Source organism: Arthrobacter ipis, assembly GCF_014694315.1.
Classification (GTDB): domain Bacteria; phylum Actinomycetota; class Actinomycetes; order Actinomycetales; family Micrococcaceae; genus Arthrobacter; species Arthrobacter ipis.
In genome coordinates this window covers 43,259-67,376 of the sequence record NZ_JAAOXD010000002.1, presented here as the reverse complement: position 1 = coordinate 67,376, position 24,118 = coordinate 43,259, and the positions used below count along the sequence as shown (strand labels likewise).

Annotated in this window: 22 protein-coding genes; 9 read left to right on the top strand and 13 right to left on the bottom strand. The window is 67.6% G+C overall.

Features of this window, described 5'->3' with window-relative positions; translation table 11 throughout:
• Window positions 1-17: 17 nt before the first annotated feature.
• On the top strand, window positions 18-338 hold the full coding sequence (locus tag G9E11_RS05770) for a carboxymuconolactone decarboxylase family protein (protein WP_190603772.1): 321 nt from the start codon (window positions 18-20) through the stop codon (window positions 336-338).
• Between the two features lie 152 nt (window positions 339-490).
• Here G9E11_RS05770 and G9E11_RS05765 read toward each other — a convergent pair whose 3' ends face one another.
• Window positions 491-667: a CsbD family protein gene (locus tag G9E11_RS05765; protein WP_190603770.1), complete on the bottom strand. Its 177-nt coding sequence runs from the start codon at window positions 665-667 to the stop codon at window positions 491-493.
• A gap of 244 nt (window positions 668-911) precedes the next feature.
• On the opposite strand from G9E11_RS05765, the gene G9E11_RS05760 reads away from it, so the two are divergent.
• Window positions 912-1,286, top strand: a complete 375-nt coding sequence (locus tag G9E11_RS05760) for a hypothetical protein (RefSeq protein WP_190603768.1) — start codon at window positions 912-914, stop codon at window positions 1,284-1,286.
• A 3-nt stretch (window positions 1,287-1,289) separates the two neighbouring features.
• Here G9E11_RS05760 and G9E11_RS05755 read toward each other — a convergent pair whose 3' ends face one another.
• Window positions 1,290-1,982, bottom strand: a complete 693-nt coding sequence (locus tag G9E11_RS05755) for a potassium channel family protein (RefSeq protein ID WP_111905044.1) — start codon at window positions 1,980-1,982, stop codon at window positions 1,290-1,292.
• Window positions 1,975-3,408: a TrkH family potassium uptake protein gene (locus G9E11_RS05750; protein WP_194717942.1), complete on the bottom strand. Its 1,434-nt coding sequence runs from the start codon at window positions 3,406-3,408 to the stop codon at window positions 1,975-1,977. The genes G9E11_RS05755 and G9E11_RS05750 overlap by 8 nt, the downstream gene beginning before the upstream one ends.
• Window positions 3,409-3,818: 410 nt before the next feature.
• Here G9E11_RS05750 and G9E11_RS05745 point away from each other — a divergent pair, with 410 nt between their 5' ends.
• A complete protein-coding gene (locus G9E11_RS05745) occupies window positions 3,819-5,801 on the top strand; it encodes an APC family permease (RefSeq protein ID WP_190603766.1) in 1,983 nt (660 codons plus the stop codon).
• A gap of 322 nt (window positions 5,802-6,123) precedes the next feature.
• Here the strand turns inward: G9E11_RS05745 and G9E11_RS05740 are convergent, their stop codons facing one another.
• The 3 genes from G9E11_RS05740 to glgX all read right to left on the bottom strand — a co-directional run bounded on the left by G9E11_RS05740 (window position 6,124) and on the right by glgX (window position 10,212).
• Entirely contained in the window at window positions 6,124-6,801 is a 678-nt protein-coding gene (locus G9E11_RS05740; protein WP_190603764.1) for a class F sortase, read from the bottom strand.
• 4 nt (window positions 6,802-6,805) lie between these two features.
• A complete protein-coding gene (locus G9E11_RS05735; RefSeq protein ID WP_190603762.1) occupies window positions 6,806-7,714 on the bottom strand; it encodes a hypothetical protein in 909 nt (302 codons plus the stop codon).
• 332 nt (window positions 7,715-8,046) lie between these two features.
• The gene (glgX, locus tag G9E11_RS05730; RefSeq protein ID WP_190603760.1) at window positions 8,047-10,212 is read right to left on the bottom strand and encodes a glycogen debranching protein GlgX; all 2,166 of its coding nucleotides are present in this window, start codon (window positions 10,210-10,212) and stop codon (window positions 8,047-8,049) included.
• A gap of 214 nt (window positions 10,213-10,426) precedes the next feature.
• On the opposite strand from glgX, the gene G9E11_RS05725 reads away from it, so the two are divergent.
• The 5 genes from G9E11_RS05725 to G9E11_RS05705 all read left to right on the top strand — a co-directional run bounded on the left by G9E11_RS05725 (window position 10,427) and on the right by G9E11_RS05705 (window position 16,899).
• Window positions 10,427-11,641 carry an MFS transporter gene (locus tag G9E11_RS05725; RefSeq protein ID WP_190603757.1) on the top strand — a complete coding sequence of 405 codons (1,215 nt, stop codon included), beginning with the start codon at window positions 10,427-10,429 and terminating at the stop codon, window positions 11,639-11,641.
• 155 nt (window positions 11,642-11,796) lie between these two features.
• Window positions 11,797-13,344, top strand: coding sequence for an ABC transporter substrate-binding protein (locus G9E11_RS05720; RefSeq protein WP_190603755.1), 1,548 nt, complete (start codon window positions 11,797-11,799; stop codon window positions 13,342-13,344).
• Window positions 13,345-13,381: 37 nt separating this feature from the next.
• Window positions 13,382-14,323, top strand: coding sequence for an ABC transporter permease (locus G9E11_RS05715; RefSeq protein ID WP_190603753.1), 942 nt, complete (start codon window positions 13,382-13,384; stop codon window positions 14,321-14,323).
• The gene (locus tag G9E11_RS05710; protein WP_190603751.1) at window positions 14,316-15,161 is read left to right on the top strand and encodes an ABC transporter permease; all 846 of its coding nucleotides are present in this window, start codon (window positions 14,316-14,318) and stop codon (window positions 15,159-15,161) included. The genes G9E11_RS05715 and G9E11_RS05710 overlap by 8 nt, the downstream gene beginning before the upstream one ends.
• Window positions 15,154-16,899 carry an ATP-binding cassette domain-containing protein gene (locus tag G9E11_RS05705; protein WP_190603749.1) on the top strand — a complete coding sequence of 582 codons (1,746 nt, stop codon included), beginning with the start codon at window positions 15,154-15,156 and terminating at the stop codon, window positions 16,897-16,899. The genes G9E11_RS05710 and G9E11_RS05705 overlap by 8 nt, the downstream gene beginning before the upstream one ends.
• Window positions 16,900-16,978: 79 nt before the next feature.
• Here G9E11_RS05705 and G9E11_RS05700 read toward each other — a convergent pair whose 3' ends face one another.
• The 4 genes from G9E11_RS05700 to G9E11_RS21460 all read right to left on the bottom strand — a co-directional run bounded on the left by G9E11_RS05700 (window position 16,979) and on the right by G9E11_RS21460 (window position 20,226).
• Complete coding sequence (locus tag G9E11_RS05700; RefSeq protein ID WP_246468763.1) at window positions 16,979-17,665, bottom strand: hypothetical protein; 687 nt, start codon at window positions 17,663-17,665, stop codon at window positions 16,979-16,981.
• A 373-nt stretch (window positions 17,666-18,038) separates the two neighbouring features.
• Window positions 18,039-18,629: a hypothetical protein gene (locus G9E11_RS05695; RefSeq protein WP_190603747.1), complete on the bottom strand. Its 591-nt coding sequence runs from the start codon at window positions 18,627-18,629 to the stop codon at window positions 18,039-18,041.
• A 59-nt stretch (window positions 18,630-18,688) separates the two neighbouring features.
• Window positions 18,689-19,003 carry a hypothetical protein gene (locus G9E11_RS05690; RefSeq protein WP_190603745.1) on the bottom strand — a complete coding sequence of 105 codons (315 nt, stop codon included), beginning with the start codon at window positions 19,001-19,003 and terminating at the stop codon, window positions 18,689-18,691.
• A gap of 449 nt (window positions 19,004-19,452) precedes the next feature.
• Window positions 19,453-20,226, bottom strand: a complete 774-nt coding sequence (locus G9E11_RS21460; RefSeq protein ID WP_190603743.1) for a serine hydrolase — start codon at window positions 20,224-20,226, stop codon at window positions 19,453-19,455.
• A 34-nt stretch (window positions 20,227-20,260) separates the two neighbouring features.
• On the opposite strand from G9E11_RS21460, the gene G9E11_RS05680 reads away from it, so the two are divergent.
• The gene (locus tag G9E11_RS05680) at window positions 20,261-20,440 is read left to right on the top strand and encodes a hypothetical protein (RefSeq protein ID WP_190603741.1); all 180 of its coding nucleotides are present in this window, start codon (window positions 20,261-20,263) and stop codon (window positions 20,438-20,440) included.
• A 391-nt stretch (window positions 20,441-20,831) separates the two neighbouring features.
• Here G9E11_RS05680 and G9E11_RS05675 read toward each other — a convergent pair whose 3' ends face one another.
• The 3 genes from G9E11_RS05675 to G9E11_RS05665 form a co-directional block, all read right to left on the bottom strand.
• Complete coding sequence (locus G9E11_RS05675) at window positions 20,832-22,103, bottom strand: aminotransferase class I/II-fold pyridoxal phosphate-dependent enzyme (protein WP_190603739.1); 1,272 nt, start codon at window positions 22,101-22,103, stop codon at window positions 20,832-20,834.
• Window positions 22,100-22,957 carry a class I SAM-dependent methyltransferase gene (locus tag G9E11_RS05670; RefSeq protein ID WP_190603737.1) on the bottom strand — a complete coding sequence of 286 codons (858 nt, stop codon included), beginning with the start codon at window positions 22,955-22,957 and terminating at the stop codon, window positions 22,100-22,102. Before G9E11_RS05670 ends, G9E11_RS05675 begins: the two co-directional genes overlap by 4 nt.
• 143 nt (window positions 22,958-23,100) lie before the next feature.
• Window positions 23,101-24,051, bottom strand: coding sequence for a phosphatase PAP2 family protein (locus tag G9E11_RS05665; RefSeq protein WP_190603735.1), 951 nt, complete (start codon window positions 24,049-24,051; stop codon window positions 23,101-23,103).
• Window positions 24,052-24,118 lie beyond the last annotated feature (67 nt).

The following is a 24,118-nucleotide window of genomic DNA, read 5'->3' as shown; positions in this document are numbered from 1 at the left end:
AGGCAGGAGAAAAACTCATGACTGAGAACGAACCGTCCGGCGCCCAGAAGATGTTCGGCGAGTTTGCCCCGAAGCTCGCGCAGCTCACCGACGACGTGCTTTTCGGCGACCTGTGGGAACGCCCCGAGCTGTCGCCCCGCGACCGCAGCCTGATGACCATCACTGCCCTGGTTGCAGGCGGCAACAGCGAGCAGCTCGGCTATCACATCTCCCTCGGCCGGACGAACGGCCTGACCGAAGACGAGATCAAAGAGGCGATCATCCACCTCGCGTTCTACACCGGCTGGCCGAAAGCCATCACAGCGATCATGATCGCCAAGGACACCTTCACCGACTGAGCCCCTGCGCCCCGGGTGGGCCGCGTCCTCGCGGTGCCGGTCGTGGGGGCGTGCCGGTCGTGGGGTCGTGCCGGTGTGAGCGAGTGCCGATCGCGACGAGGCCCTGTCCGCTCTTACCGGACAGGGCCTCGAGCATTGAAGCGGGACCTTGGTCAGTGCTTCCTGAAGGCGTCCTTCACCTTTTCGCCAGCCTGCTTGAGGTCAGCCCTGATGTGGCGCTCCCTGCCCTCAGCCCTGAGCCGCTTGTCACCGGTGGCGCGTCCGGCTGCTTCTTTGCTTCTGCCGTGGAGTTTTTCGGCGGCATTGTGGATCTTGTCACCCAAACCCATCGTGACCTCCTGTACGGGAAAGCCGGGGCGGCCTGCTGCCGCGGCGGCCACTCTTAGTTTATCGGCGACCGGGCCGCAACGCTCCTGCCGTCCCGTATAGATCCCGGCGGCCGTGCCGGCTTAGTGCGCTCGCAGGCGGAGCCGGAAACAGCGCGGACACACTCCCAGCACTAACTCGAAACGTTTTAGAAAACATCCTGGTGCAGGCTGGTCCCATCAACATTCCAATGGAGGGGGACCGGCTGTGAACGAAGTTGTGGAGCTTGAAGTGCGGTCCGGCGCGGAGCTGGCTGTAGGCGACGAGATCGAGGCCTGGCACCGGGGGCGGCTGGCTCACCGGGGGACCGTGAGCAGCACGTTCCGGGACATCGACCTGTTCTGGATCATCGACGCCCGGACCGGCACGCGCCGGCTGCTGGACCTTGAGCAGCTCAGCGTGCGGCGGGTCCAAACGGGAAAGGTGGCCAGCGCCGTCGTGCATTCCAGCGGTACCGGCAAGCCCAGGGCGGCCGACGCCGGGATACCGGCTAACGCCGTCGGCAAACCTGCCGCCCGGAGGCGAGGGCCTGTCAGAAGCCTGAGCCAGGTGGTCTTTATTGAGGCGCCGGCCACTCGGTAAGCGTCAGGGCAGGTTGCTGAACCGTTCCGCCTGGGTCTTGCTGCCCTGCACGATGATCTGGTCGTCGTCGTACAGGACGGTCTGCGCCGTGGTGTGGCCCCAGATGCCGCCGGGCCGCTTGACCGCCACGATGGTGATGCCGTACTTGTCGCGCAGGCCCAGCACGCCGAGCGGACGGTCGCGGGCCTCGGTGGGCGGGCTGGTGCGGATCATCACGAAGTCGTCCTCGAACTCGACGTAGTCCAGCAGCGAGCCGCGGACCAGGTGGGCCACCCGCTTGCCCATGTCGTGCTCGGGCCGGATCACGTGGTCCACGCCGAGCTGGTTGAGGATCTCGGCGTGCGGTTCGCTGATGGCCTTGGCCCAGATCTGCGGCTTCTTAAAGGTGAGCAGCCGCGACGTCGTCAGGATGCTCGCCTCGATGTCGCTGCCGATGCCCACCACGGCGCGGTCGAACTCGTGGACGGAGAGCTGGCGCAGCACCTCCTCCTTGGTGGAGTCCGCCCGGACCACGTGGGTGAGCCGGCCGTTGTAGGACTGGACGGTGTCCTCGTTGGAGTCGATGCCCAGGACCTCGGTGCCCTGAGCCTCAAGCTCCAGCGCCAGCGACCCGCCGAAGCGGCCCAGGCCGATGACCACCACCGAGTCCGCCTGTGCCGTCGATTCGGGGGAACGGGAGAAGAAGTTCTTAGCCAATGAGGGGCCTTTCCTTCGGGTATTCGTAGAGGAGCGGGCGTTCCCGGAGCGCCAATGCGGCGCCCAGCGTCACCGGGCCGAGGCGGCCGACGAACATCAACAGGATCAGCACCACCTGCCCGGCCGGCGGCATGGCGGCGGTGATGCCGGTGGACAGACCTACTGTGGCGAACGCGGAGATCACCTCGAACAGGATCCGCTCCTGGCCGAAGTCGGTGATGATCATGAGGAACATCGTTGAGCCCATCACCAGGCCGATGGCCAGCAGCACCACGGTGATCGCCTGCCGGTGCACGGCGCGGGACAGGCGCTTGCCGAAGATGTTCACGGCGGTGCCGCCCTGCAGTTCCGTCAGCAGGATGAAGAACAGCACGCTGAAGGTGGTTATCTTCAGGCCGCCCGCGGTGCCGGCCGGGCCGCCGCCGATGAACATCAGGATGTCCATGCCCAGCCAGGACACCTCGTGCATCTGCCTGATGTCCACGCTGTTAAACCCGGCGGTACGGGTAATGACGGACTGGAAAAACCCGGCCAGAATGCGCTCACCGGGGTTCAGTCGGCCGAGGGTGGCCGGGTTGGACCATTCGACGGCGGTGAGGAAGACGGTCCCGCTGACCAGGAGCACCACTGTGCCTACCAGGACCAGCTTGGTGTTCATGCTCCAGTGGACGGGCCGCTGGTACTGCCGGCGCAGCTCGAACAGCACCGGGAAGCCGAGGCCTCCGATGATCACCGCCGCCGCGATGGGCAGGCAGATCCACGGGTCCCCGGCGAAGCCGATGAGGTTGTCCGTATACAGTGCGAAGCCCGCGTTGTTGAACGAGGACACCGAGTGGAAGACGCCGTGCCATAGCGCACGCCCGGGCTCGTAGCCGTAGCCCGCGACGAGCCTCGCGGCAAGGATGCCGGCGAGGACAATTTCCACGGTGAGGCTGATGGCCAGCACGCCGAGCAGCACACGGCGGACGTCACCGAAGCCCGTGCTCTTGGTCTCCGCCGCCGCCGACAGCCGTGATCGCAAGCCCAGCCGGCGGGCCATGAGCACCCCCAGCAGGGTGCCGAAGGACATGACCCCGAACCCGCCGATTTGGATCAGTGCCATGATCACCACCTTGCCGAAGCCGCTCCAGTACACCGGCGTGTCAACGGTAACCAGCCCGGTGACGCACACCGAGGATGTGGACGTGAACAGGGCGTCGAGGAAGGGCGCACCCTCGGGGCCGTTCCGCGAGACGGGCAGCATGAGCAGGCCAGTTCCGACGGCGACGGCGGCGGCGAACCCGAGCACGATCACCTGGGCCGGGTGCTGGGGGGCGAAGACGTTGAGGATGCGCGGGAAAACTTTGGAGCCTCCGGCCCACAACCCGCTGAACCTGCGGTCCGTTCCGGCCGCAGGCGGGGCCTTCGGGGCAGGAACGTCGCGCATACGCGTCACGCTACCACCGCGGTGTTCCCTGCAGCCGGTATGAAGAAGGAGGCGTTAAGAAAGCGTTAAGATCCCCGGTTTTGGCGCTTTGCGGATTCCGGCCGGTGCTAGGCTCCCGTGGTCATCAGCAAACTGCCCATGTGAATCGAAGGACCCTGTGGCCACCTCAAGCACGCAAGGCCGTGTCCTGCCATGCTGACCCAAAGCGCCCCGTTGCTGTGGCTGATCCTCGGGATCGGCGCAACCGGCTACATGATCTACCGGCTCATCAGAGCAACGAAGTAGCCCCCGCCGTCGGACACCGTCCCGCCGTCCGACGGCGCAACCCTCGAGCCGCTGACCGTCGAACCTCCCGCCGCTCTCCAGCGGCCCGGCGGCGAGAGCTTCCCCAAAATCCAGAAAGACACTCCATGACCGCACCAGCCCAGTACTCCGTTCCGGCCAGTGTGCCCAACCCCGAGCGGGAGAACGGCCCCGGCGGCGCGTTCACACGCTGGCTGCTGGAGCACAAGGTGCACCAGCCGGTGGGGCCGGAATCCGCGGAGGGCACCGGACACCAGCAGAGCTGGTGGAAGGTCATGTGCCTGACCGGCGTGGACTACTTCTCCACGCTGTCCTACCTGCCGGGCATTGCCGCACTCGCCGCCGGTGCGCTGTCGCCGCTGGCCACGCTGCTCATTGTGGCGTTGACGCTGCTGGGCATGCTGCCGATGTACCGGCGGGTGGCGCACGAGAGCCCGCACGGCCAGGGATCCGTGGCCATGCTCGAGAACCTGCTGCCGTTCTGGCGCGGCAAGGTGTTCGTGCTGGTGCTGCTCGGGTTCGTGGCGACGTCGTGGATCATCACCATCACCCTGTCCGCCGCCGACGCCACCGTGCACATGCTGGAGAACCCGTACCTGCCGCCGTTCCTGGAGGGCCAGGCCGTCCCCATCACCGTGGTGATGCTGCTGATCCTGGGCGGGGTGTTCCTGCTGGGCTTCTCCGAGGCGGTGGCGGTGGCCATTCCGCTGGTGGGCGTCTTTCTGCTCCTGAACGCCGTCATCATCGGCACCGGAATTTACGACGCCGTCACCCAGCCGGGTGCCGTCGCCGCCTGGATGGCGCAGCTCACCTCCTTTGGCGGCGGTTTTGGCAACATCGCCGGGCCCGCGATCCTGGCGTTCCCGCTGCTGGTGCTGGGCCTCTCCGGCTTCGAAACCGGCGTCAGCATGATGCCCCTGGTGAAGGCTTCCGGGTCCACGCCGGAAGAGACGCTGCAGAGCCGGATCCGCAATACCCGCAAGCTCCTCACGACGGCGGCCGTGGTGATGAGCGTGTACCTGATCGGCAGCAGCTTCGTGACCACCGTGCTGATCCCGGCCGAGGCGTTCCAGGAGGGCGGGCCGGCCAACGGCCGTGCGCTCGCATACCTGGCGCACGAGCGGCTCGGCAACGGCTTCGGGTCCGTGTACGACGTCAGCAGCGTCCTGATCCTGTGGTTCGCCGGCGCCTCCGCGATGGCAGGGCTCATCAACATCGTGCCCCGGTACCTGCCGTCCTACGGCATGGCCCCCGACTGGTCCCGCGCGGTGCGGCCCGTGGTCCTGGTGTACACGGCCATCAGCATCCTCATCACCATCGGCTTCAAGGCCGACGTCAACGCCCAGGCAGGTGCGTACGCCACCGGGATCCTGTTCATGATGGTCTCCGGCGCGGTGGCCGTGAGCATCTCCGCCGCGCGCAAGAAGAAGCGCGGGGCCGCCGTCGGCTTCACCGTCCTGACCCTCGTGATGCTCTACGCCCTCGTGGAAAACGTGATCGAGAAGCCGGACGGACTGGCGATCTCCGGGTTCTTCATCCTGGGCATCGTGGTGGTGTCGCTGGTGTCCCGTGTCTCGCGGACCACCGAGCTGCGGGTGGACCGGATCGAGTTCGACGAGGCCGCGCGCCGCTTCGTGACGGACACGATTGACTACGACGGGCGCATCAACATCATCGCCAACCGCCCGCAGGCCAGGGACGCCAAGGAGTACGCGGAGAAGGAGGCGGCGCAGCGGGAGAACAACCCCGTGCCGGGCACTGCCGATGTGATGTTCCTGGAGATCGACGTCACGGACCCGTCGGGGTTCAGTGAGGTGCTCACGGTGCGCGGCGTCGAGGTGGCCGGCCACCGTGTCCTTCGCGCCAACAGCCCGGCCGCGCCCAACGCCATCGCCGCGATCCTGCTGGCCCTGCACGACGCCACCGGAGTCCGGCCGCACGCCTACTTCGAATGGGCCGAGGGCAACCCGCTGGCCCACCTCATGCGCTACCTCCTGCTGGGCCGCGGCGACACCGCCCCTGTGGTCCGCGAAATCATCCGCGAAAACGAGCCCGACCCCGCCCGCCGCCCCGGCATCCACGTAGGCTAGCCCGGCGCGGTCCCTCCCTACCTGTCCAAACCCTCCCTCACCTTCCGTCGCCTTCTCCCGGACCCTTCCTCACGTCTCGTCGCCTTCTCCCGGACCCTTCCTCACGTCTCGTCGGTTGTTCCCGCACGCTTCCTCACCGCTGATCGAGCTTGTAGAGATCACGGCTCCGGCCCGCTCGGTTACCGCGTCCGGTGTCGACCACATCAACACGGATGACCTTTCCGCGTTCGGGGGGTCCAGCGGGTAATTCGTTTTTCTCGGGCGGTGCCGGAAGTGAGGACGCGTTCGGCAAGAAGCGACGGGAGGTGAGGAAGCGTCGGGCTCAGGAGGACGGCGCCGGCGAAGCTGTGACCACCACGTTCTTGCCCCACGGGTCCTCGGTGTAGCAGCTGATCAGGACAACCCGGTTGGGCACGACGTTCCAGATGTCGCTGTCCTTGAGCGTGTTCTTGTCGTGCGTCGTCACCGAATCCACGACATACTCCAGCACGCCCTTCGCAGTGGTGACCGTCAGTGCCTTGCCCACGAGCGAGCTGTCACTGAGCCGGTTGAACGGGGCATCCCGACCGTCCCAGCTGTGCCCCACAATGTACGTCGTGTTGGCCGAACCCGCGCCCGGAACGCCGTAGCCCGTCAGCCAATACGCGTCAAGAGTCAGTGGCGGCACGAGCGATTCGGAAGCGAGGTCGTCGGCACTCGGCGTCAGCGGCAGGACCCGCACGCTGAGGTTGGCCGCGCCGATGGATACCGCCGTCGGCGGCGCAGCCAGCGGCCGGATCGGCTTCGGGCTGGGCGTGGCCGGGGAACCCACCGCGGAGGGGACACGTGTTGAGTGCGCGGCTGAAGGTGCGACGGCGGTGCTGCCGCCGTCGTTTGGCGGTACAGCGTTCGACGGCGCCAGGATGAGAGCCGCCGCGAGGCCAGCGGCGGCAACGACCGGAACGGCAAGCCAGCGCCGGCGGAAGGAACCGCGCTGGCCGGCGGCGGTTTGCGGAGCCAAGTGTTTACTTATGGGTGCGCTCCAGTCGGCGCATCCTCATCGCCACCGTCGCGGGCACAGCGATGCCTGCCGCGAGCAGCCCGGCGAGGAGCGCTAGGCCGGGGTGGGCACCCGGCTCGGCTTCTGCTCCCGTCTGCACGTTGAGGCCCTTGTTCCTGGCGACTGCCGCGGTGCCGCCCCCGGCGTCGGCCAGATTGGCCGCATTGGCGACGTCCGGCGTCGTGCTTCCCGGGGTGGTGACGGGGGCAGCGGCCGGTGGGGTCACCGACGGCGTGACCACCGGATCGACGCCGGGGGCGTCCGGGTTGCAGGCTGTCAGGAAGGCCTCGAAGAGGCCCGCGAGGTCGGCGGCGGAAGATTCATCCAGCGAGTAGGTGGCCAGTGCGGTATCGAAGTCGGCGGCCGCCGCCTCAAAGGCGTCCCGGGCTGCGATGACCTCCGGCGTGTTGATGGCTGCGTTGTACACCGCTGTCAGGTCCGCCACCGTCTGACGGGCTGCGTCCTCGGTCTCCTCGGCTGCTTCAGTGGCTTCCTGGGCAGCAGTGATGGCGGCCGGATCGCCCGAATCCTCGGCCTCCTCCTCGGCGGCCTCGGCGGCCGCAGTTGCTGCGACGGCCTCGTCCAGCGCCGTCTGTGCGGCCCCGAGTTGGGCCGCGGGAATCGCTCCGGCCGCTTCCTCCAGCGCACGGTAAAGCGCCTCGGCGTCCGCCGCAACCGCGGCCTTGGATTCAAGATCGGCAACTGTGGCCTCAGTGATGCCGGCGGCTGAGAGGGCGGCCTCAAACTGCGTTGAAGCCTGCACGCAGGCGGGATCACCCGGTGCTGCGCCGGCCGTAGGGGCTCCGAAGAGGAGCTCGCCCGCCAACACGGCTGCCGACGAACCGGCGGCTGCCCATTTGGATGCTGCGGTCATGGTCTGCGTCCCCCAAACACGAAATGGCCGCCGGGCCCAGCCCCGGCGCTTCAGCACGCGGCAGAACAACTCACCACCGTTGCTCCTAAGAATCCGCTGGACCAGGCGGGAGAGACGCTCGTGCTGCTAATCGTCCGAAAGTACGACGGCGAGACCTCAGTTTTACCTGAATGCCGCCCGGAAGACCGCTGTGAGAGCAAAAATACCCATCAATGCCGACCGTGGCAAACGTCACTGCGGAAGGGTTGGGGGTTGGGCGGCAGGAGGTGAGGAAGGGTTGGGGGGGGGTTGGGCGGCAGGAGGTGAGGAAGGGTTTTGGGGCAGGAAGGGAATTACGCGGGGCCGGGGGACTGCAGGCCGGGGGCGATGGAGAGGTTGGGTTGGGGCTGGGTCAGGTCCCGGGCGCGCAGGACCGCCATGGACTTGGCGGCCACCTTCAGCACCGAGCCGGCGCCGATCGGACCGAGCTCCACGCCGGTGCCCGCCGTGTTGATCACCATGTCCCAGGCCTCGGCAAACTCAACGGCCGGTAGCGTGAACTTGATGTCGTCGTCGTGCGCGTTGAAGTACAGCAGAAAGTTCACGTCGGTGATCCGGCGGCCGCGGTCGTCCCGGCCCTGGATGCCGTCCCCGTTGAGGAACACGCCGATGGTCCGGCCGAAGCCGCGGCCCCAGTCCTCCGGAAGCATCTCCATGCCGTCCTCGTTCAGCCACACGATGTCCGGCAGCTTCTCGCCCTTGCCGCGCCGGACCGGCCGGCCGTCGAAGAACGTGCTGCGCCGGAACGTGGGGTGCTGGGCGCGCAGCCGGTTCACGGCGGACGTGAAGTCCATGAGCGGCATGTCGACGGCGTCCCAGTCCACCCAGCTGAGCTTGGAATCCTGGCAATAGACGTTGTTGTTGCCCTGCTGCGTCCGGCCCATCTCGTCGCCGTGCGCGATCATCGGCACGCCCTGCGACAGCAGCATGGTCGCGATGAAGTTCCGCTGCTGCCGCGCCCTGAGCGCCAGCACGGTCGGCTCCGTCGTCGGGCCCTCCGCGCCGCAGTTCCAGGAGCGGTTGTGCGATTCGCCGTCGCGGTTGCCCTCGCCGTTGGCGTCGTTGTGCTTCTGGTTGTACGAGACCAGGTCCCGCAGGGTGAAGCCGTCGTGCGCCGTGACGAAGTTAATGGACGCCACCGGCCGCCGCCCCGACCGCTCGTACAGGTCCGCGGAGCCGGTCAACCGCGACGCGAACTCGCCCAGCGTGGCCGGCTCGCCCCGCCAGAAGTCGCGCACGGTGTCGCGGTACTTGCCGTTCCACTCCGTCCACTGCGGCGGGAAATTGCCCACCTGGTACCCGCCCGGGCCAACGTCCCACGGCTCCGCGATCAGCTTCACCTGCGACACGATGGGGTCCTGCTGCACGAGTTCAAAGAACGTGGAGAGCCGGTCGACGTCGTAAAACTCCCTGGCCAAAGCGGCGGCGAGATCGAAACGGAACCCGTCCACATGCATCTCGGTGACCCAGTACCGCAGCGAGTCCATCAGCAGCTGCAGGGAGTGGGGCTGCCGCACGTTGAGGGTATTTCCGGTGCCCGTGTAGTCGACGTAGTACTGCTTGTCGTTGTCCAGCAGGCGGTAATACGCGGCGTTGTCGATCCCCTTGAAGCTCAGGGTGGGTCCCAGATGGTTCCCTTCCGCCGTGTGGTTATAGACGACGTCGAGAATCACCTCGATCCCCGCACGGTGCAGCGAGCGGACCATCGCCTTGAAGTCCTGGACCTGCTGGCCCATCTGGCCGATCGAGCTGTACGTGTTCTGCGGGGCGAAGAAGCCGATGGTGTTGTAGCCCCAGTAGTTGCTCAGCCCCTTCTCCTGCAGCGTCCCGTCATTGACGAATTGGTGCACCGGCATGAGCTCGATGGCCGTGATGCCCAGCCGCTGCAGGTGGGCGATGACGGCAGGATGGGCGACGCCGGCATAGGTGCCGCGCTGCTCATTGGGCACCTCGGGGTGCAGCTCGGTGAGACCCTTGACGTGCGCCTCGTAGATGACGGAGCGGTGGTAGGGGATCCGGGGCGGCCGGTCCCCGGCCCAGTCGAAGAACGGGTTAATGACCACGCCCAGCATGGTGTGCGGCGCCGAGTCCTGGTCGTTGCGGGAGGACGGGTCGCCGAAGTTGTGGGAGAACATGGCCGGGTGCCAGTGCACCTGCCCGGCAACGGCCTTGGCGTAGGGGTCCAGGAGCAGCTTGTTGGGGTTGCAGCGCTGGCCCCTGGCGGGGTCATAGGGCCCGTGGACCCGGTATCCGTACTTCTGCCCGGGCTGGATCTGGGGCAGGTAGCAGTGCCACACATACCCGTCCGCTTCGAGCAGCTCGACGCGGGTTTCCGTGCCGTCGCCGGCTATCAAACACAGTTCGACGGCGGTGGCCGCCTCGCTGAAGAGCGCGAAGTTTGTCCCCATCCCGTCAAAGGTCGCACCCAGTGGATACGCGCTGCCCGGCCAGACTTCCATGATCACTCCTGCGGCTGTTCAGTTGTTTCGGAACCATGCTCGATGTCCAGTTGGGGTCCGCGCGCCTCGCCCTGATCCAAGGCTAAGCACGCTTAGTACTTTCGCCAAGCTCGATTCAGGTTCCGGAGCGATGTAAATCAAATCGTTGTGATTCTGGCCTCGTGGAGCCCGGGTTTCCGCCGTGCCGCCCCGGCCCCCGCCTACGATAAAGGGAATGACTCCGCCGAACAGCCCGCCGCCCTTCACCCTTCGCGGCATCGCTGTTCCGGCGTTCGGCCCTGCCCTCCTGTTCAGCGTTGGCCAGGGCGCCATCCTGCCTGTTGTGGCGCTGTCCGCCCGTGAACTGGGCGCATCCGTTGCCGTGGCCGCCCTGATCGTCACGCTCATGGGGCTGGGCTCGTGGTTCTTCAACCTGCCGGCGTCGATGATCACCCTGAAGTTCGGCGAACGGTGGTCCATTGTGGGTGCGGCCGCCGCGGGGGCGCTCGCGCTGCTGGCCGCCGGGCTGTCGCTGGTGATCAGCGACGGGCTCTGGCTGCTCGCGGCGGCGATGGCCGTCGTCGGGATGTCCGCCGCCGTCTTCAGCCTGGCCCGGCAGAAGTACCTCACCGAAGCGGTTCCGGTGGAGTTCCGCGCCCGTGCCCTGTCCACGCTGGGCGGCGTGAGCCGCATCGGAACTTTTATCGGCCCGTTCATCGGCGCCGCAGCCATGGCATTCGTTGGCATCAGCGGCGCGTACTGGGTGGGCGTGGCCGGCATGGCGGCGGCCGCCGTCCTCGCCGTGGCCGTCCCCGACCTGGTGGCGGTGCACGGATCTGACGGCAGGACCGGACCGGAGCCCACCCTGCGCGGCGTGGCCGTCTCGCATGCGGGCATTTTCCTGACTGCCGGAATGGGCATCCTGCTGCTCAGCGCCCTGCGCGCCTCCCGCCAGGTGGTGATCCCGCTGTGGGCCGACCACCTGGGCCTCGACCCCACGCACGCTTCGCTGGTGTACGGGCTCTCCGGAGCGATCGACATGCTGGTCTTCTATCCGGCGGGCAAGGTGATGGACCGGCGCGGGCGGCAGTGGGTGGCCATCCCGTCCACGCTGATCATGGGCGTGGCGCTGGTGCTGATCCCGCTCACCGCCGGGTTCACCAGCCTGCTGCTGGCGGCCCTGCTGATCGGCTTCGGCAACGGGATCAGCTCGGGCCTGGTGATGACGCTGGGTGCCGACTTCTCGCCCGACCGCGGCCGCGGGCAGTTCCTGGGCCTCTGGCGGTTCATGGCTGACGCCGGCTCCACCGGCGGGCCGGTGCTGCTCTCCGCGGTGACGGCCGTGGCCTCCCTCGGCGCCGGGGTGACGGCCACCGGGGTACTGGGGTTCGCAGCGGCAGGTGTGTTCGCCGTCGTGCTCCCCAGGCTTAGGCACCGGCGCAACTACTGAAGGTGTGCGGATGCGGCAGGCTCAACCAGCGGAGTCCGGCCATATGACGCGACCGCTTTGGCCGAAGAAGTTAGGTTAGCCTACACTCAGCTTGGCCCTTTCGGCCGTTCGCTGTGCGTCTGCCCTTTCCGCAGACATGAATCTAGGTGGTTTCATTGCGCTCTTCCTTCCCGCTGTCCGTGTCCGTGGGGCTCGTGGCGCTTCTCTCACTGTCCGCCTGCGGCTTCAGCGGCGAGTCCGGCAAGTCCAGCCAGGCGGCCGATCCTGACCAGCGGATCGTCGTCGACAACTTCCGAGCACCCGTGGCGGACTGGGCTCTGGAGAGCGACGCCGCCTACATCCTTTCCCTGTCCGGTTGCCTTGAGACCCTGACGCGCTACGACGAGGCGCAGGGGAAGATCGTGCCGTCGCTCGCCACGGAGTGGAAGCAGGTTTCCGACCTCGAGTGGGACTTCAAGATCCGCGAGGGCGTCAAGTTCCAGGACGGCGCCGCGCTGGATGCCAAAGCGGTGGTGACCTCCCTGCAGAACGTCCTTGACGCCGAAGTCCCCGCCCGCGCGTTCAGCCCGAAGGCGGTCAAGGCGGTCAAGGCGGTCGACGAGAACACGGTCCGCGTGACCACTCCGTCCGAGAGCCCGCTGGTTCCTTACCGGGTGGCGAGCGTCAACACCGGCGTGCTGTCGCCGGCCGCCTTCAAGGGCGAGACCGTCGATCCGTTCGGCCACTGCACCGGCCCCTTCAAACCGGTGTCCGAGAAGCCGAAGCAGTCCCTGACCCTGAACCGCAACGAAAACTACTGGGGCGGGCAGGTGCAGCTTGCCGGCGCAGAGATCCGGTTCATCACCGACGGCGCCACCCGCACCGCGCAGGTCCAGACCGGCGAAGCGGACGTGTCCCTGTCCATCCCCGTCTCCGGCCTGGCCGCGCTGGAGTCGGACTCCAACGTCAAGGTCCTGAAGGCGGATTCGCCGCGCACCGCCACGCTGTACATGAACAACGGCAAGGCCCCGTTCGACGACGTCGACTTCCGCAAGGCGGTCCGCTCGGCTGTCGATCTGGACGCCTTGGCCGCCAGCGTGTATGAGGGCGCTGCGATTCCGGCCACCGGTCCGTTCGCGCCGTCGGAGCCGTGGGCCATCGAGGGTGCCCAGACGCCGAAGCAGGACCTCGACGCCGCCAAGAAGCTGCTCGCCTCCGCCGGCTATACCGCCGGCCGGCCGCTGGAGATCATCGCGATCGTGGAGCGTGCGGAGTTCGCTGACGTGGCCACCGTCATTCAGGAGAACCTGAAGGCCGTGGGCGTTCCGGTGAAAATCACCACCAAGGAGTACGCCGCCGTGGAACCGGACCTGCTGTCCGGCAACTACGACATGGTGCTGAGCCAGCGCAACCGGCTGATCGACATCGCCGACCCCATCGGCTTTCTCACCGCGGACTACACCTGCGACGGCACGTACAACCTCAGCCACTTCTGCAACGCGGAGTACGACAAGAAGATCGCCCAGGCAGCCACGACGGCCGACGCCCAGGAGCGGTACAAGCTGTACGCCGAGGCCGGCCGGATCCTTCAGGAGCAGGCCGTGAACGTGTGGCTGGTCAACGAGCAGGCCACCGACGCCGTCCGCACCGACCTCCAGGCCCACGTCCAGGACCCGCTGGCCCGTTACGTGCTCCGGGCCGAAACGGCCAAGTCCGGATCGTGACGTCCCCGTACCGCGGGCCCCGAGCGCAGGGTCCGGCATGATGCTGTTCCTCGCCAGGAGAACGGCGGCCCTGGTGGTCGCCGTTCTCCTGGCGTCTTTCGTGGTGTTCCTCATCCCGTACGTCACCCCGGGCGACCCGGTGCGCAAGATCATCCGCTCGCGGGTGGCCGGGGACGCCGTCGATGATTCCGCCGTCCAGGCATTGACGGCCCAGCTGGGTCTCCAGGACCCCCTGTGGACCCAGTACCTGCGGTGGCTGTGGCGCTTCGCGAGCGGCGATATGGGCCTGTCCTACACCAGCCGCACGCCCGTGGTGGACCAGGTGCTGCCGGCGCTCTGGGTCACGCTCAGCCTGGTGGTCATGACGCTCGCCATGGCGGCCTTGATAGCGGTGATCCTCGGCATTGCCGCAGCGCTGAACGAGGGGCGGACGGCGGACAAGGCCATCACCGCAGTCTCCCAGGCGTTCATTGCCATGCCGGAATACTGGCTGGCGCCCATGCTGGTGCTGGTCTTCGCGCTCGAACTGTCCGTGCTGCCGTCCGCCGGGTGGGAAGGCCCGACGTCGGCCGTGCTGCCCGTGGCGGTCCTCGCCTTGCGTCCGGCAAGCCATTTCACGTCCGCGGTGCGCGAGGGAATGCTCGATGCGCTGGGCGCCGACCACGTCACCGCCGCACGGGGCAGGGGACTGAGCTACTTCCATACTGTGCGGAAGCACGTGATCCCCAACGGCCTGCTGCCGCTCACCACGCTCGCGGCCGTGTGGTTCGCGGGCCTGCTGGGCGGATCGGTCATCGTTGAGGTCATCTTCGCGATCCCCGGGATGGGGCGGCTGCTGTTCGACGGGGTCCTGAACAGCGACATTCCGCTGGCGCAGGGGGCAGTGGTGGTGGTCGTCGGGCTGGCTGTCCTGCTGACCACGGCGGCGGACCTGGTCCACGGGCTCCTCAACCCCCAGGTCAGGATGCGGCATGCGTAAACTTCCCCTGCACGTCCGGCTGGCCGCCTGCATGCTGGCCGTCGTGGTGCTGTCCGTGGCCCTTGCCGGCTGGATCGCGCCCTATCCGTCCGCCCAACAGGACCTCGCCTCCCGGCTGTCCGCGCCCACCGGAGCCCACTGGCTGGGCACCGACCACCTGGGCCGCGACACCCTGAGCAGGCTGCTCGACGGCGGCCGCTTCTCCCTGACCATCGCCGCCCTGGCCACGGTGCTCACCGCGGTCATCGGCACGGCGATCGGCGTCCTCAGCGCGCGCCGGCGGGGGTGGCTGGACGAGTTCTTCACCCGCACCAACGACATCCTGCTGGCCATGCCGGAGATGGTGGTGGCACTGTTCCTGGTGGCCGCGCTGGGAGCAGGCTACCCGTCCCTGCTGCTGGCCCTGACCGTCACCGGCTGGACACCCTTCGCGCGGCTGGCCCGGGCACTGGCCTACGACGTTTCCGCCCGCGGCTTCATCGAGGCGGCCCGCGTGCTGGGCTGCACTCCCTGGTTCACGGTGCGGCGGCACATCCTGCCGCACCTGGCCGGTCCGCTGCTGGGGCAGGCCACGCTACGGTTCGGGCAGTTCCTGATCAGCGTCGGCGCCCTGTCCTACCTGGGCCTCGGCGTGCAGCCCCCGCAGTCCGACTGGGGCTCGATGCTCGCCGCCGCCCAGCCGTACGCCGTGAGGTCGCCGCTGACCATCCTTGCACCCGGCCTGGTGATTTTCACCGTGGCGCTGTGCGTCACGCTCATTGGCCAACACCTGGCGCGCATGTCCAGCAGCCGGCTGCTTCTGGCTTCCGCCCCTGCCCCGGAGATCACCCATGCGTGAGGGCCTGATCATCGAGGACCTGCACCTCAGCCTGCGGGCTCCAGCCGGTGGTTCTCCCGGCAGTTCCTCCGGCCCGTCCGCCCGTCCGGTGCTTTCCGGCGTCGGCCTCACCGTGGCACCGGGCGAGTTTGTCGCCCTGGTTGGGGCGTCCGGAAGCGGCAAGACGATGACCGCGCTGTCCGTCCTGGGACTGCTGCCGCCGCAGATCCGGGCCGCATCGGGGGCCATCACCCTGGGCGGAACCGACCTGCTTGCCGCCAGCGGCGCGGAGCTGAACCGCCTGCGGGGCGGCCGGATCGGGATGCTGTACCAGCAGCCCAAGCGGATGTTCAACCCGCGCATGATCATTGGCAGCCACCTGGCCGAGCCGCTGAAGCTGCACCGCGGTCTGCGCGGACGCGAGGCCAGGGCGCAGGCGGTGGAGCTGCTCAGCAACGCCGGGTTCGAGGACCCGGAGCGGGTCGCCCGGGCATATCCGCACCAGCTGTCCGGCGGCATGGCGCAGCGGGCCATGCTGGCCGTGGCCATGGCCGGACAGCCGGAGCTGCTGCTCGCCGACGAGCCGACGTCCGCGCTGGATAAGGTGCTGGAGCGGCAGATCCTGGAACTGATCGACACCCAGCGGCGCCAGCACGGGCTCGGCGTCCTCTACATCACGCACGACCTGGCCACCGTCTCGGCTTTCGCTGACCGCGTGGTAGTGATGGATGCCGGCCGCGTCCAGGAGGAAGGCCCCGCCAGGTCCGTCCTTGGCGCACCCCAGACTGCTTGTGCCAGGGAGCTGCTGGAGGCGTGCGCCCTCACCCGCCGCCGTATTGCGGTGGCCGGGGAGGCCCTCGGCCTCGCTCCGTCCCGTGACATCCTGGCGCTGGACGGCGTCACCAAGCGGTTCGCCAAGGGGCGCGGCGCCCGGCCGGCTTTGGAGGACGTCTCGCTGAGCCTTCGCGAAGGCGAGATCCTCGGCGTCCTGGGCCAGTCAGGCTCCGGGAAGAGCACCCTGGCCCGGCTGCTGGTGGGGGTTGAGGCACCGGACCGCGGCAGCATTTCCCGGACACTGCCGGCAGGGGACAGCAAGAACGACGGCGGCAGTGCCAGTCGCGGTGTTCCCGGCACCGCGGTGCAGCTCGTCTTCCAGGAACCGCACGACGCCTTCGATCCCCGGATGAAACTGTTCGCCAGTCTGGAAGCGCCGCTGCTCCGCCAAGGGACGGGCGCGGCGGACGGGCGCCGGGAGTGGATCCGCCAGGCCGTCCGGGACGTTGAGCTGGACCCCGACCTGCTGGACAGGTACCCAAGCCAGTGCTCGGGCGGCCAGCTGCAGCGGCTGACGATCGCCCGCGCGCTGCTGCTGGACCCGGCGGTGCTGATCTGCGACGAGGCGACGTCGGCGCTGGATGCCGTCACGCAGCGCAAGGTCTTGGATCTGCTGCTGCGCCTGCACCGGGACCGCCGTCTTTCGCTGATCATGATTTCCCACGACATGAATGTCATCCGGTACATGAGCCACAGGGTGGCCGTGCTGTACCAGGGCGCCCTGGTGGAGCTGGCCGGCACCTCCGAGTTCTTTGCCAACCCGCAGCACGGGCACAGCAAGGATCTGGTGGCGGCGGCCCGCGCGCATCCGGCGGCCTGCAGTGACTTGGCGGCCTGCGCCCATCGGGTGCTCGGCGCGAATGTGGCGGGCGGCCGGCCCGGGACTTCGCGTCCCCTGGAGCTCGTCAGCGCCCCGGACGCCTAGGGACGCCTGCTTTTGAAGTCCTGCCAAGTGACTCGCAGTTGTTGTCGTTTTCGAGGCTGAAAACGACAACAACTGCGAGTCAGTTGGGGATCCCCGTCCAGCGGCGGAGCGTGCTGTTAACGAGGCCGATCAGCACAGCCGTCCACCAGCACGCCTGCGAGATGCTGAGTGCGATCAGCAGGCGCGTGCGCAACCGGCGGCCCAGTTCGCTGAAGCGTGTTTCCCGCGGAAGCGCGAACATCTTGTGCATGGCCGGCGCGATGCCCAAGCCGTTCAGCATCAGAATGAGCACACAGCCGAGCTTCACCGCGGTCACTGGGTTGGTGATGTCGGGCTTGATGAGCGCTCCCGATGCCAGCAGCAGCGCCAGGCCGCCCCAAATCAGCGGCTTTGTTGCGCGTTCAAGCTTGGGAGAGGCATGCATGTGCACCTTGCCCATGAGCCACAGCAGGCCCAGCCAGTCCACCACAAGGATGGTGCCGAAGGCCAGCACGAGGGCGAGGATGTGGCCGGCAAGCCCGATGCAGTGCAGGAGCGGACCGAACTCCACAAAGTGCCCCACCAGCAGGGAGGCGAGCCAGCCTGCTGTGCAGAGGACGCCCAGCAGCAACAGCCGGACGGTCTGCTTGCGGGACGCGGGAGTCCTCAGCGCGGCGCGGTTGCGGCGGGCCGGAACTGGTCGGCGCTCGGGTTGATGCCTGGATGCGGAGTTTGTGGCGGTACGGGTTTCAGGGCGGGTCAAGGTGGTGCGGGTGTCGGCGAACATAATGCCGGCCTTTCATCACTGTTGTGCTCCCCTGAGAATGGTGCCGGGAGCTGGGCTGACCGGGGCGTTCCGGACAGCAGGGCATTGCTGGGCTTGTCTGGGGGATCTTTTGGGGGCCGGGAGTGGCTGGCGCGCTCGAGACGCGGGGCGAAACCCCTGGAGCTCTGCGGCTACAGAGGAGTTTCGGCCTACCTAAATGAATACGATACAGGTTGATTTGTGGATCGACCAAAGGAAGAGTTCCCTATTCCCCGGCGGGGCGGTCCTGATTTGCGACTCATTTCTGGTAGTGCCGTGTCATGCGGGCGGGCCTCCCGCGTGAGGGCAGAAGGTCCGCCAATGAGGGTTTTCGCCCCGGATTTGGTCGCCCGCTTCAGTCGTCCGAACCGTGGGCGCCGCTGTCTTCTTTGGGGCCGGAAGCCTTGCGCTGCCCGCCCTTGTCATCGCCCGGTTCCGGGACGGTCCGAAGGCCGCCTTTGTCGTCGCCCGGCTGGACGGCGACGACGGCGGGATCCCCGGCGACGCCGGTGCCCAAGGACGGGGAACCGAAGGTGCCGCCGGGCTGGGACACGGCAGGGCCGGCGTCGGACTTGCCCGTCGCCGTGCCGTTCTTATCATCCAGATCGTCACCAGGCGACGGCGATGGCGGGGATGACGGCGACCGTGACGGCGCCGTCCGCCGGCCGCCCTTGCGGTCACCGGATTCCGGTGCCCCGGTAGTCTTCGCGGGGGCGTTAACTGTGCTGCCGCCGCCGACCACGGACGCCACGTTCGGCGTGGTTTTTGCCCCGACCGCGGCGGTCGGTGCCGCCGTCCTGCTGGAGTTGTTCGGCAGGAGGACGCTGTTCGCGTTGCCGGTACCGGAGGGCGTAGTGCTCAGTACCTGCGTGTTCACGGCGAGGGCGGCGGACCCAGTCACGAGGATCCCGGCCACGGAAAGCGCGAGGGCTGCTCTGGTTTTCATGGATCCTCCAAGGGGTTCGGCGGAAAAATTGCTCTTTGGAAGTCAGGAACCGGCGGCCGTCAGCCTTCGTCCTGGATCTCGTGCAGATGCGCGAGCATTGCCTGTTCGGGATGTCCGGGATGCTCGGCGATGTGCCTGAGCAGCGACAGCCGGAGGTCCGATCTGAGACCTTCGTCGCCGAGGATTTCGCCGATGAGCCGCATCAGTTGGCGCTGCAGTATGCCGCCCTGGGGAGCGCGCTGCGCTGGCCGGTGGCTGACCCACGCCGGGTCAGGAACTGCTGGGCTGCCTGCAGCCTGATGAGCAGGCAGCCTCTCCGACGTGTGGGACTGCCAGTGGCTGTCACCGGGTGAGTGCGGGTCCGGGGTCATCATCTTATTCACCTTCCACCTTCGCCGCCCCGCGGGCCCTTCCGGCATGCGCTGAGACCGGCGGCGTTGCCGGCAAAATCCCGGTGTGAAGGGAAAGTGCCGTCTGCCGTAATTGTTGCTGCAGGTCATGGTGGATTTACCGGTGAACCTTGGACCGCCGAAGAGGGTCAGGTCCCCCCAAACCGGAGAACGCGCCGGCAGTGCGGGACGGCATGCGGCCGCCGTTTGGGTGGGGGGTCTGGGTTCTCCAAGGTTGACTGGGAATTTCCTAGGAACCGCTGGCACTCTTTTTCCATCTGGTCCGAAGCCACAGCCGCGAGTGGTCGTTCAGCCAGTTAGCCGGCCCGGCATTGCACCCCCCTGACATGCCGGGCCGGCAACCCCCCAAAGTCCCGGGAGCGACCCCCCCTTGCATGACGGGCAAGGCAGTGCCGGGAACCCGTCGTCGTCGGTCAGAACAGCTGTTGCACAACTGTCTGTGTGAGCTGGTGGATGATGCTTGATTGAACAGGGATATCGGCAATGCCGGGGCCGCGGGAATACACCACGAAGGCGTAGGCGCGCTGCCCCCGGACCAGGATGCTCGCGTCGTGCAGATTCCCGTTGAGCAGCCCGTACTTATGGAAAACGGTGATCGCCGGCGGCACCGCTGCGGGGATGAGTGTCTCGTAGTTGGTGTTTTGCATGTAGGACAGCAGTTCGGCGGTGTGGGCCGGGTTGAGCAGGCGCCCGTTGTAGAGCATGACCAGGATCCTGGCTGTCTCCGCGGCGGACAGCGTGTTGGACGTTCTGTCGTACGGAATGCCGAGCGACGCCGCATATTCGTGGATCCCCTGGTAGCCGATGGTGTTAAGGAGCAGGGCCCAGGACGTGTTGTTGCTTTGCTGGATCATCTGCCGGAGCTGGAACGCCGCGGTGCTGCGGCCAATAGGCGCCGCAAGGGAAACGATGCCCGCCTCGGCCAGGTGGTAATACGCGGCGGCGGCAAGGATTTTGCCCGTGCTGGCCGCCACGAACTTCTCCCGGACGCCGTACTGGCGGACGACGCCGTCGGACATGTCAACGAGGGCGACCCCCAGTTGGTAGCGGCTGTTGCTCGCAATGATGGCGTTGAGCTGCTCCTCGAGGATTGCGTCGGCGCGTGCCGCCGGCGGCGCCGGTTGTGCGGCGGCCTTAGGAGCCGGCGCCTCTTGCGCTGCCGTCGCCGGTGAAGGGGCGGGGTGCACGACGGCGGCGGGCGGGGATGGTGCCGGCCTCCCGGTGGCCGTCGCCTTGGGACTGGGCTGTGGTGCGCGGCTGGGAGACGGGGCCTTCGATTGCCGGGCCTGCGTGGTTGGTGGCGACGGCGTGGTTTTGGGCGACGGCGTCGTGGTTGGCGACGGCGCGGCCGCCGGCACCATCTTTGCAGATGCGGACGGCGGGGCCTGGGCTGACACGTAGGCAGTGGCTGCGGTCAGGGCCATGGCAGCGCAGGCAATCAGGAGACGCCGGCGGGGCTCTGCCCGCCAATTGCCCACCTCCGTGGCGCCTGCACAGGGCGTGTGGCGCCCGGTGCGGGCGGCACGATGCCGGCCAGAAACCCTGCTCATCGCCCGGAACCCATTGCACCGGACTCCACTGCACCGGAACACATTGCACCGGACCCGACTGCAGAGGCCGCGTACCCCGGACCGAACATGCGCAACCTATGCAACCCCACTCACCCCCGCCTCGTCTGCCAGCCCCCGACGGGAGCGGCTTACGGGCCACGGTGGCACTCGGAGGTTGGGAATAGGCGGGGCGGCCAGGTGGCGAAAGTTGCCTTAGGCCACCAATTTGCGGGGTAACCCGGTCAGGTCAGTTTTCGTGGGCTCGCGGGAATGACGGGAATGAGGCCGGTGGGGAGCTTGATTTCGGCGTCCTCCGGGCGGTCCTGCCCTGCCCGTTCGATGGCTGCCCGGAAGTGGGGCAGGCTGCGCTCCACCATGTCCTCGCTGGCCGTGAGGGACATCCGGAAAAACCCAGGTGTCTCGAACAGGACGCCCGGAAGCACAAAGACGTCCTCCTGGCCGAGCGCCTCGGTGAAGGCCTCGTCATCTTGAATGGGGGAATGGATGAACAGGTAAAAGGTGCCTTCGGGCGGCCGGAGCCGGTATCCCATCCCGCCCAGCTCCTGGACCAGCCGGTCCCGCTTCTGCTGCAGCTGGCCGACGTCGATGGTGAACGTCTCCAGCCGCGGAAGCGCGTACTGCAGCACCGCGTTGGGGTAGATCCAGCCCATGGCCAGCTGCATCGCCTCGATGGCGGTGCCGAGCTCCTTGCGGTCGGGCATGCTCGGCGGCAGCGCCAGGTACCCGATCCGTTCGCCGGGTGCCAGATGCGTCTTGCCATACGAATAAGCGAGAAGGGTGTAGGGATAGAACTCCGCGGGGCTGTGGAAGCGGGCGCCGTCGAAGACGATCCTGTTGTAGGGCTCGTCGGACACCAGATAGATACGCCGCCCTACCCGCGCCGATGCCTCGTCGAGGAGGGTTGCCAGCTGCCGGAGGAGCTCGGGCGGGTAGATCCTGCCGGTGGGGTTGTTCGGCGAATTGATGATCACCACGCGGGTCCGCTCCGTGATGGCCGCTTCAATGGCCGCCAGATCGAGGTCGAAGGTCTCGAGGTCGATTCGGACCTTGACCGGGACCAGTCCGGCCTCGACAGCGACCGGTTCGTAGAGGAACCAGGGCGGCAGGCTGTAGATGACCTCGTCGCCAGGATCGGCAACCGCCTTCAGCGCGAGGGCGATTGCGGTGAAGCCGCCGGTGGTCAGGTACAGGTCCTCGGCTTCGAACGGAACATCGAGCAGCCGGCTCAGCGAGTCCGCGGCCGCCTCCCGGGCATCCGCCTCATTGGTTTTGTACGCGAACCACTGGTCGTCATGCGGATGGAGCGCGTCCCTGAGGGCGTCCACGTAGGAGTCCTGCGGCATCTGGTGAGGATTGCCCAGGGTGAAGTCGCAGATGCCGGGAAGATGTTTGCGGCGGGCGTAGGTGGAATGGTTGAGGTGCTCGGAGATCCTCTGGAAGGACGGAATGGAGGCCACCTCAAGGGCGCGGCGCGAGGCGGGGGAGTCCGTCACAGTCCGGTTTCCTGAGGCTTGGCATTGGCCTTCGCCGTGAGCAGCAGATACTCCCATTCCATCTGCGCAGGCGTATCGCCGTGGGCTTCGATGTACGTGCTGGCAAGCTCCGTCAGGGCATCGTCCAGGGCCTTGGCTTTCCCGTCGTCGCCGGACAGCGACTTGTACGCGGAGATGGTGGGGCCGTAGTGCGACTTGAAATAGTGCAGGAAGTCTTCGGGCTGCCGGAAGCTCGTGATGGCAACGGTCCGCTTCTGCGCCCGGATGTCGCCCAGCCGGCCGCCGAACAGCTCGCGGACGTGGTCCTCACTGCCCCACAGCGGCGGCGGCTGCGCGCCGGGCGGAGGGGGCGGCGCGAAGGGCTTCATGGCGGTGAACATCTGGCCGATGAAGCCTTCCGGGGTCCAGTGCAGCAGCCCGACGGTCCCGCCCGGCCTGCAGACACGCACCAGTTCGTCGGCGCTTGCCTGGTGGTGCGGAGCGAACATGGCGCCGAGGCAGGACATGACGACGTCGAACTCGCCGTCCGCAAAGGGGAGATTCTCGGCGTCGGCCTCCACCCACTCGAGCTCAACGCCGCGTTCGGCAGCCTGCCGCCGGCCGGCGTCGAACATCTCCGGGGTGAGGTCGATGGCTACCACCCGGGCACCCATCATGGCCGCCGGGATGGCCGCATTGCCGGCGCCCGCGCCGACATCGAGGACGCGCTGGCGCGGTTTAATGTTGCAGGCTTCCACCAGGATGGCACCCAGATCCGCGACGAGCTCGCTGGCGAGGGCCGGGTAATCGCCCTGCGCCCACATGGCCCGGTGCTTTTCCTTCAGGGCCTTGTCCGCTCCGGCCTGGTCGTTCATGTCCGCACCTCTGCTTTCGCAGGTCCAGTTTCAGCGCACTGTTGAGTCAGTGGAGGCTGTGGTGCGACTTATTGTGTGCTCCCCGGCCGGGGTTGTAAAGGTTGCGGGCGGTGTGGACAGGGGAAGGTGAGGCCAGCCCCCGGTCAGTTCCGGCGTCGGACGGCGTACGCGAACAGCGACGTCGTGGCCACGGTGGCGAGGTACCCGGCGATCACGATCAGTGAGATGCCCGCCCAGAAGTAGTTGGTGGTACTGGCCTCGTGGCCGATGCCCGGGGCAATCATGATCAGCGAGTACACGGACACCGCTGCCGAGGCCAGCCCCAGCACCACAGGCAGCCCGATCCACAGCCGCGCCGAGCCCCAGTGGCCGCCGAAGCCGTCCCAGACGTTCCACTCATGGCCGTCGTTGCGGAGAATCAGCCAGCCCGCGGGAATCATGAAACAGCCCACCACCAGGAATGCCGCCACCACATCCGCCGGCCTGTGCCACTGGTTCACGAGGGTGGACATGCCCGAGGCGATCGCAAACGTGCCGCCGACAAAGCCGGCCAGCGGCCGCCACCGCGGGGACGACATCAGGAACACGGCCGCCGCCGCGGACGCCGCCAGCGTGGTGTGACCGGACGGCAGCGAGTTCAGCTCCAGCGTCTCTACGCCCCGGTACGGCCGCACCGGCAGCAGGTCCTTGAGCACCTGCGTTGCGATGTTCGCCGCGACGCACGCCGCAACGGCAATACCCGCGGCCCGCCATCGGCGGTGAATCACCGTTACCAGAAGAACGACGACGGCGGCCATCACCAGGGAGATGGTGGGCAGCCAGTCCAGGAACCGGGTGGTCACCTTGCCCGCGGGCCCGTGGATGTCCACGGCCTCCACCAGGGCGGACTCGTCGATGAACTGCCCCGTCGTGGTGCGGACGAAGTAGTAGTAAGTGGCCGCGAGCCCCGCGGCGCACGCCAGGGTGGCCACGGCGAAGAGGAAGCCGGTGCCCGCCGCGAGGCGCATCCGTCCGGCAGGCCCGCGGGGCTTCTGACGGCCCTGCTGCTGGCGGCCCTGTTTCTTACGGCGGGGGTCCCTGAGCTGGAAAGTCATCGTAGCAAGGGTGTCACAGTTTGCTGGGAGGCGCCTGTCCGGCCGGTGAGCGCGTCCTGTTCGCCCG

Coding starts and splice junctions, on each gene's coding strand:
- G9E11_RS05770 (WP_190603772.1), top strand. CDS start 18: ATGACTGAGAACGAACCGTCCGGCGCCCAGAAGATGTTCGGCGAGTTT.
- G9E11_RS05765 (WP_190603770.1), bottom strand. CDS start 667: ATGGGTTTGGGTGACAAGATCCACAATGCCGCCGAAAAACTCCACGGC.
- G9E11_RS05750 (WP_194717942.1), bottom strand. CDS start 3,408: ATGCGCGACGTTCCTGCCCCGAAGGCCCCGCCTGCGGCCGGAACGGAC.
- G9E11_RS05745 (WP_190603766.1), top strand. CDS start 3,819: ATGACCGCACCAGCCCAGTACTCCGTTCCGGCCAGTGTGCCCAACCCC.
- G9E11_RS05735 (WP_190603762.1), bottom strand. CDS start 7,714: ATGACCGCAGCATCCAAATGGGCAGCCGCCGGTTCGTCGGCAGCCGTG.
- glgX (WP_190603760.1), bottom strand. CDS start 10,212: ATGGAAGTCTGGCCGGGCAGCGCGTATCCACTGGGTGCGACCTTTGAC.
- G9E11_RS05725 (WP_190603757.1), top strand. CDS start 10,427: ATGACTCCGCCGAACAGCCCGCCGCCCTTCACCCTTCGCGGCATCGCT.
- G9E11_RS05715 (WP_190603753.1), top strand. CDS start 13,382: ATGATGCTGTTCCTCGCCAGGAGAACGGCGGCCCTGGTGGTCGCCGTT.
- G9E11_RS05710 (WP_190603751.1), top strand. CDS start 14,316: ATGCGTAAACTTCCCCTGCACGTCCGGCTGGCCGCCTGCATGCTGGCC.
- G9E11_RS05705 (WP_190603749.1), top strand. CDS start 15,154: ATGCGTGAGGGCCTGATCATCGAGGACCTGCACCTCAGCCTGCGGGCT.
- G9E11_RS05700 (WP_246468763.1), bottom strand. CDS start 17,665: ATGTTCGCCGACACCCGCACCACCTTGACCCGCCCTGAAACCCGTACC.
- G9E11_RS05695 (WP_190603747.1), bottom strand. CDS start 18,629: ATGAAAACCAGAGCAGCCCTCGCGCTTTCCGTGGCCGGGATCCTCGTG.
- G9E11_RS05690 (WP_190603745.1), bottom strand. CDS start 19,003: ATGATGACCCCGGACCCGCACTCACCCGGTGACAGCCACTGGCAGTCC.
- G9E11_RS05670 (WP_190603737.1), bottom strand. CDS start 22,957: ATGAACGACCAGGCCGGAGCGGACAAGGCCCTGAAGGAAAAGCACCGG.
- G9E11_RS05665 (WP_190603735.1), bottom strand. CDS start 24,051: ATGACTTTCCAGCTCAGGGACCCCCGCCGTAAGAAACAGGGCCGCCAG.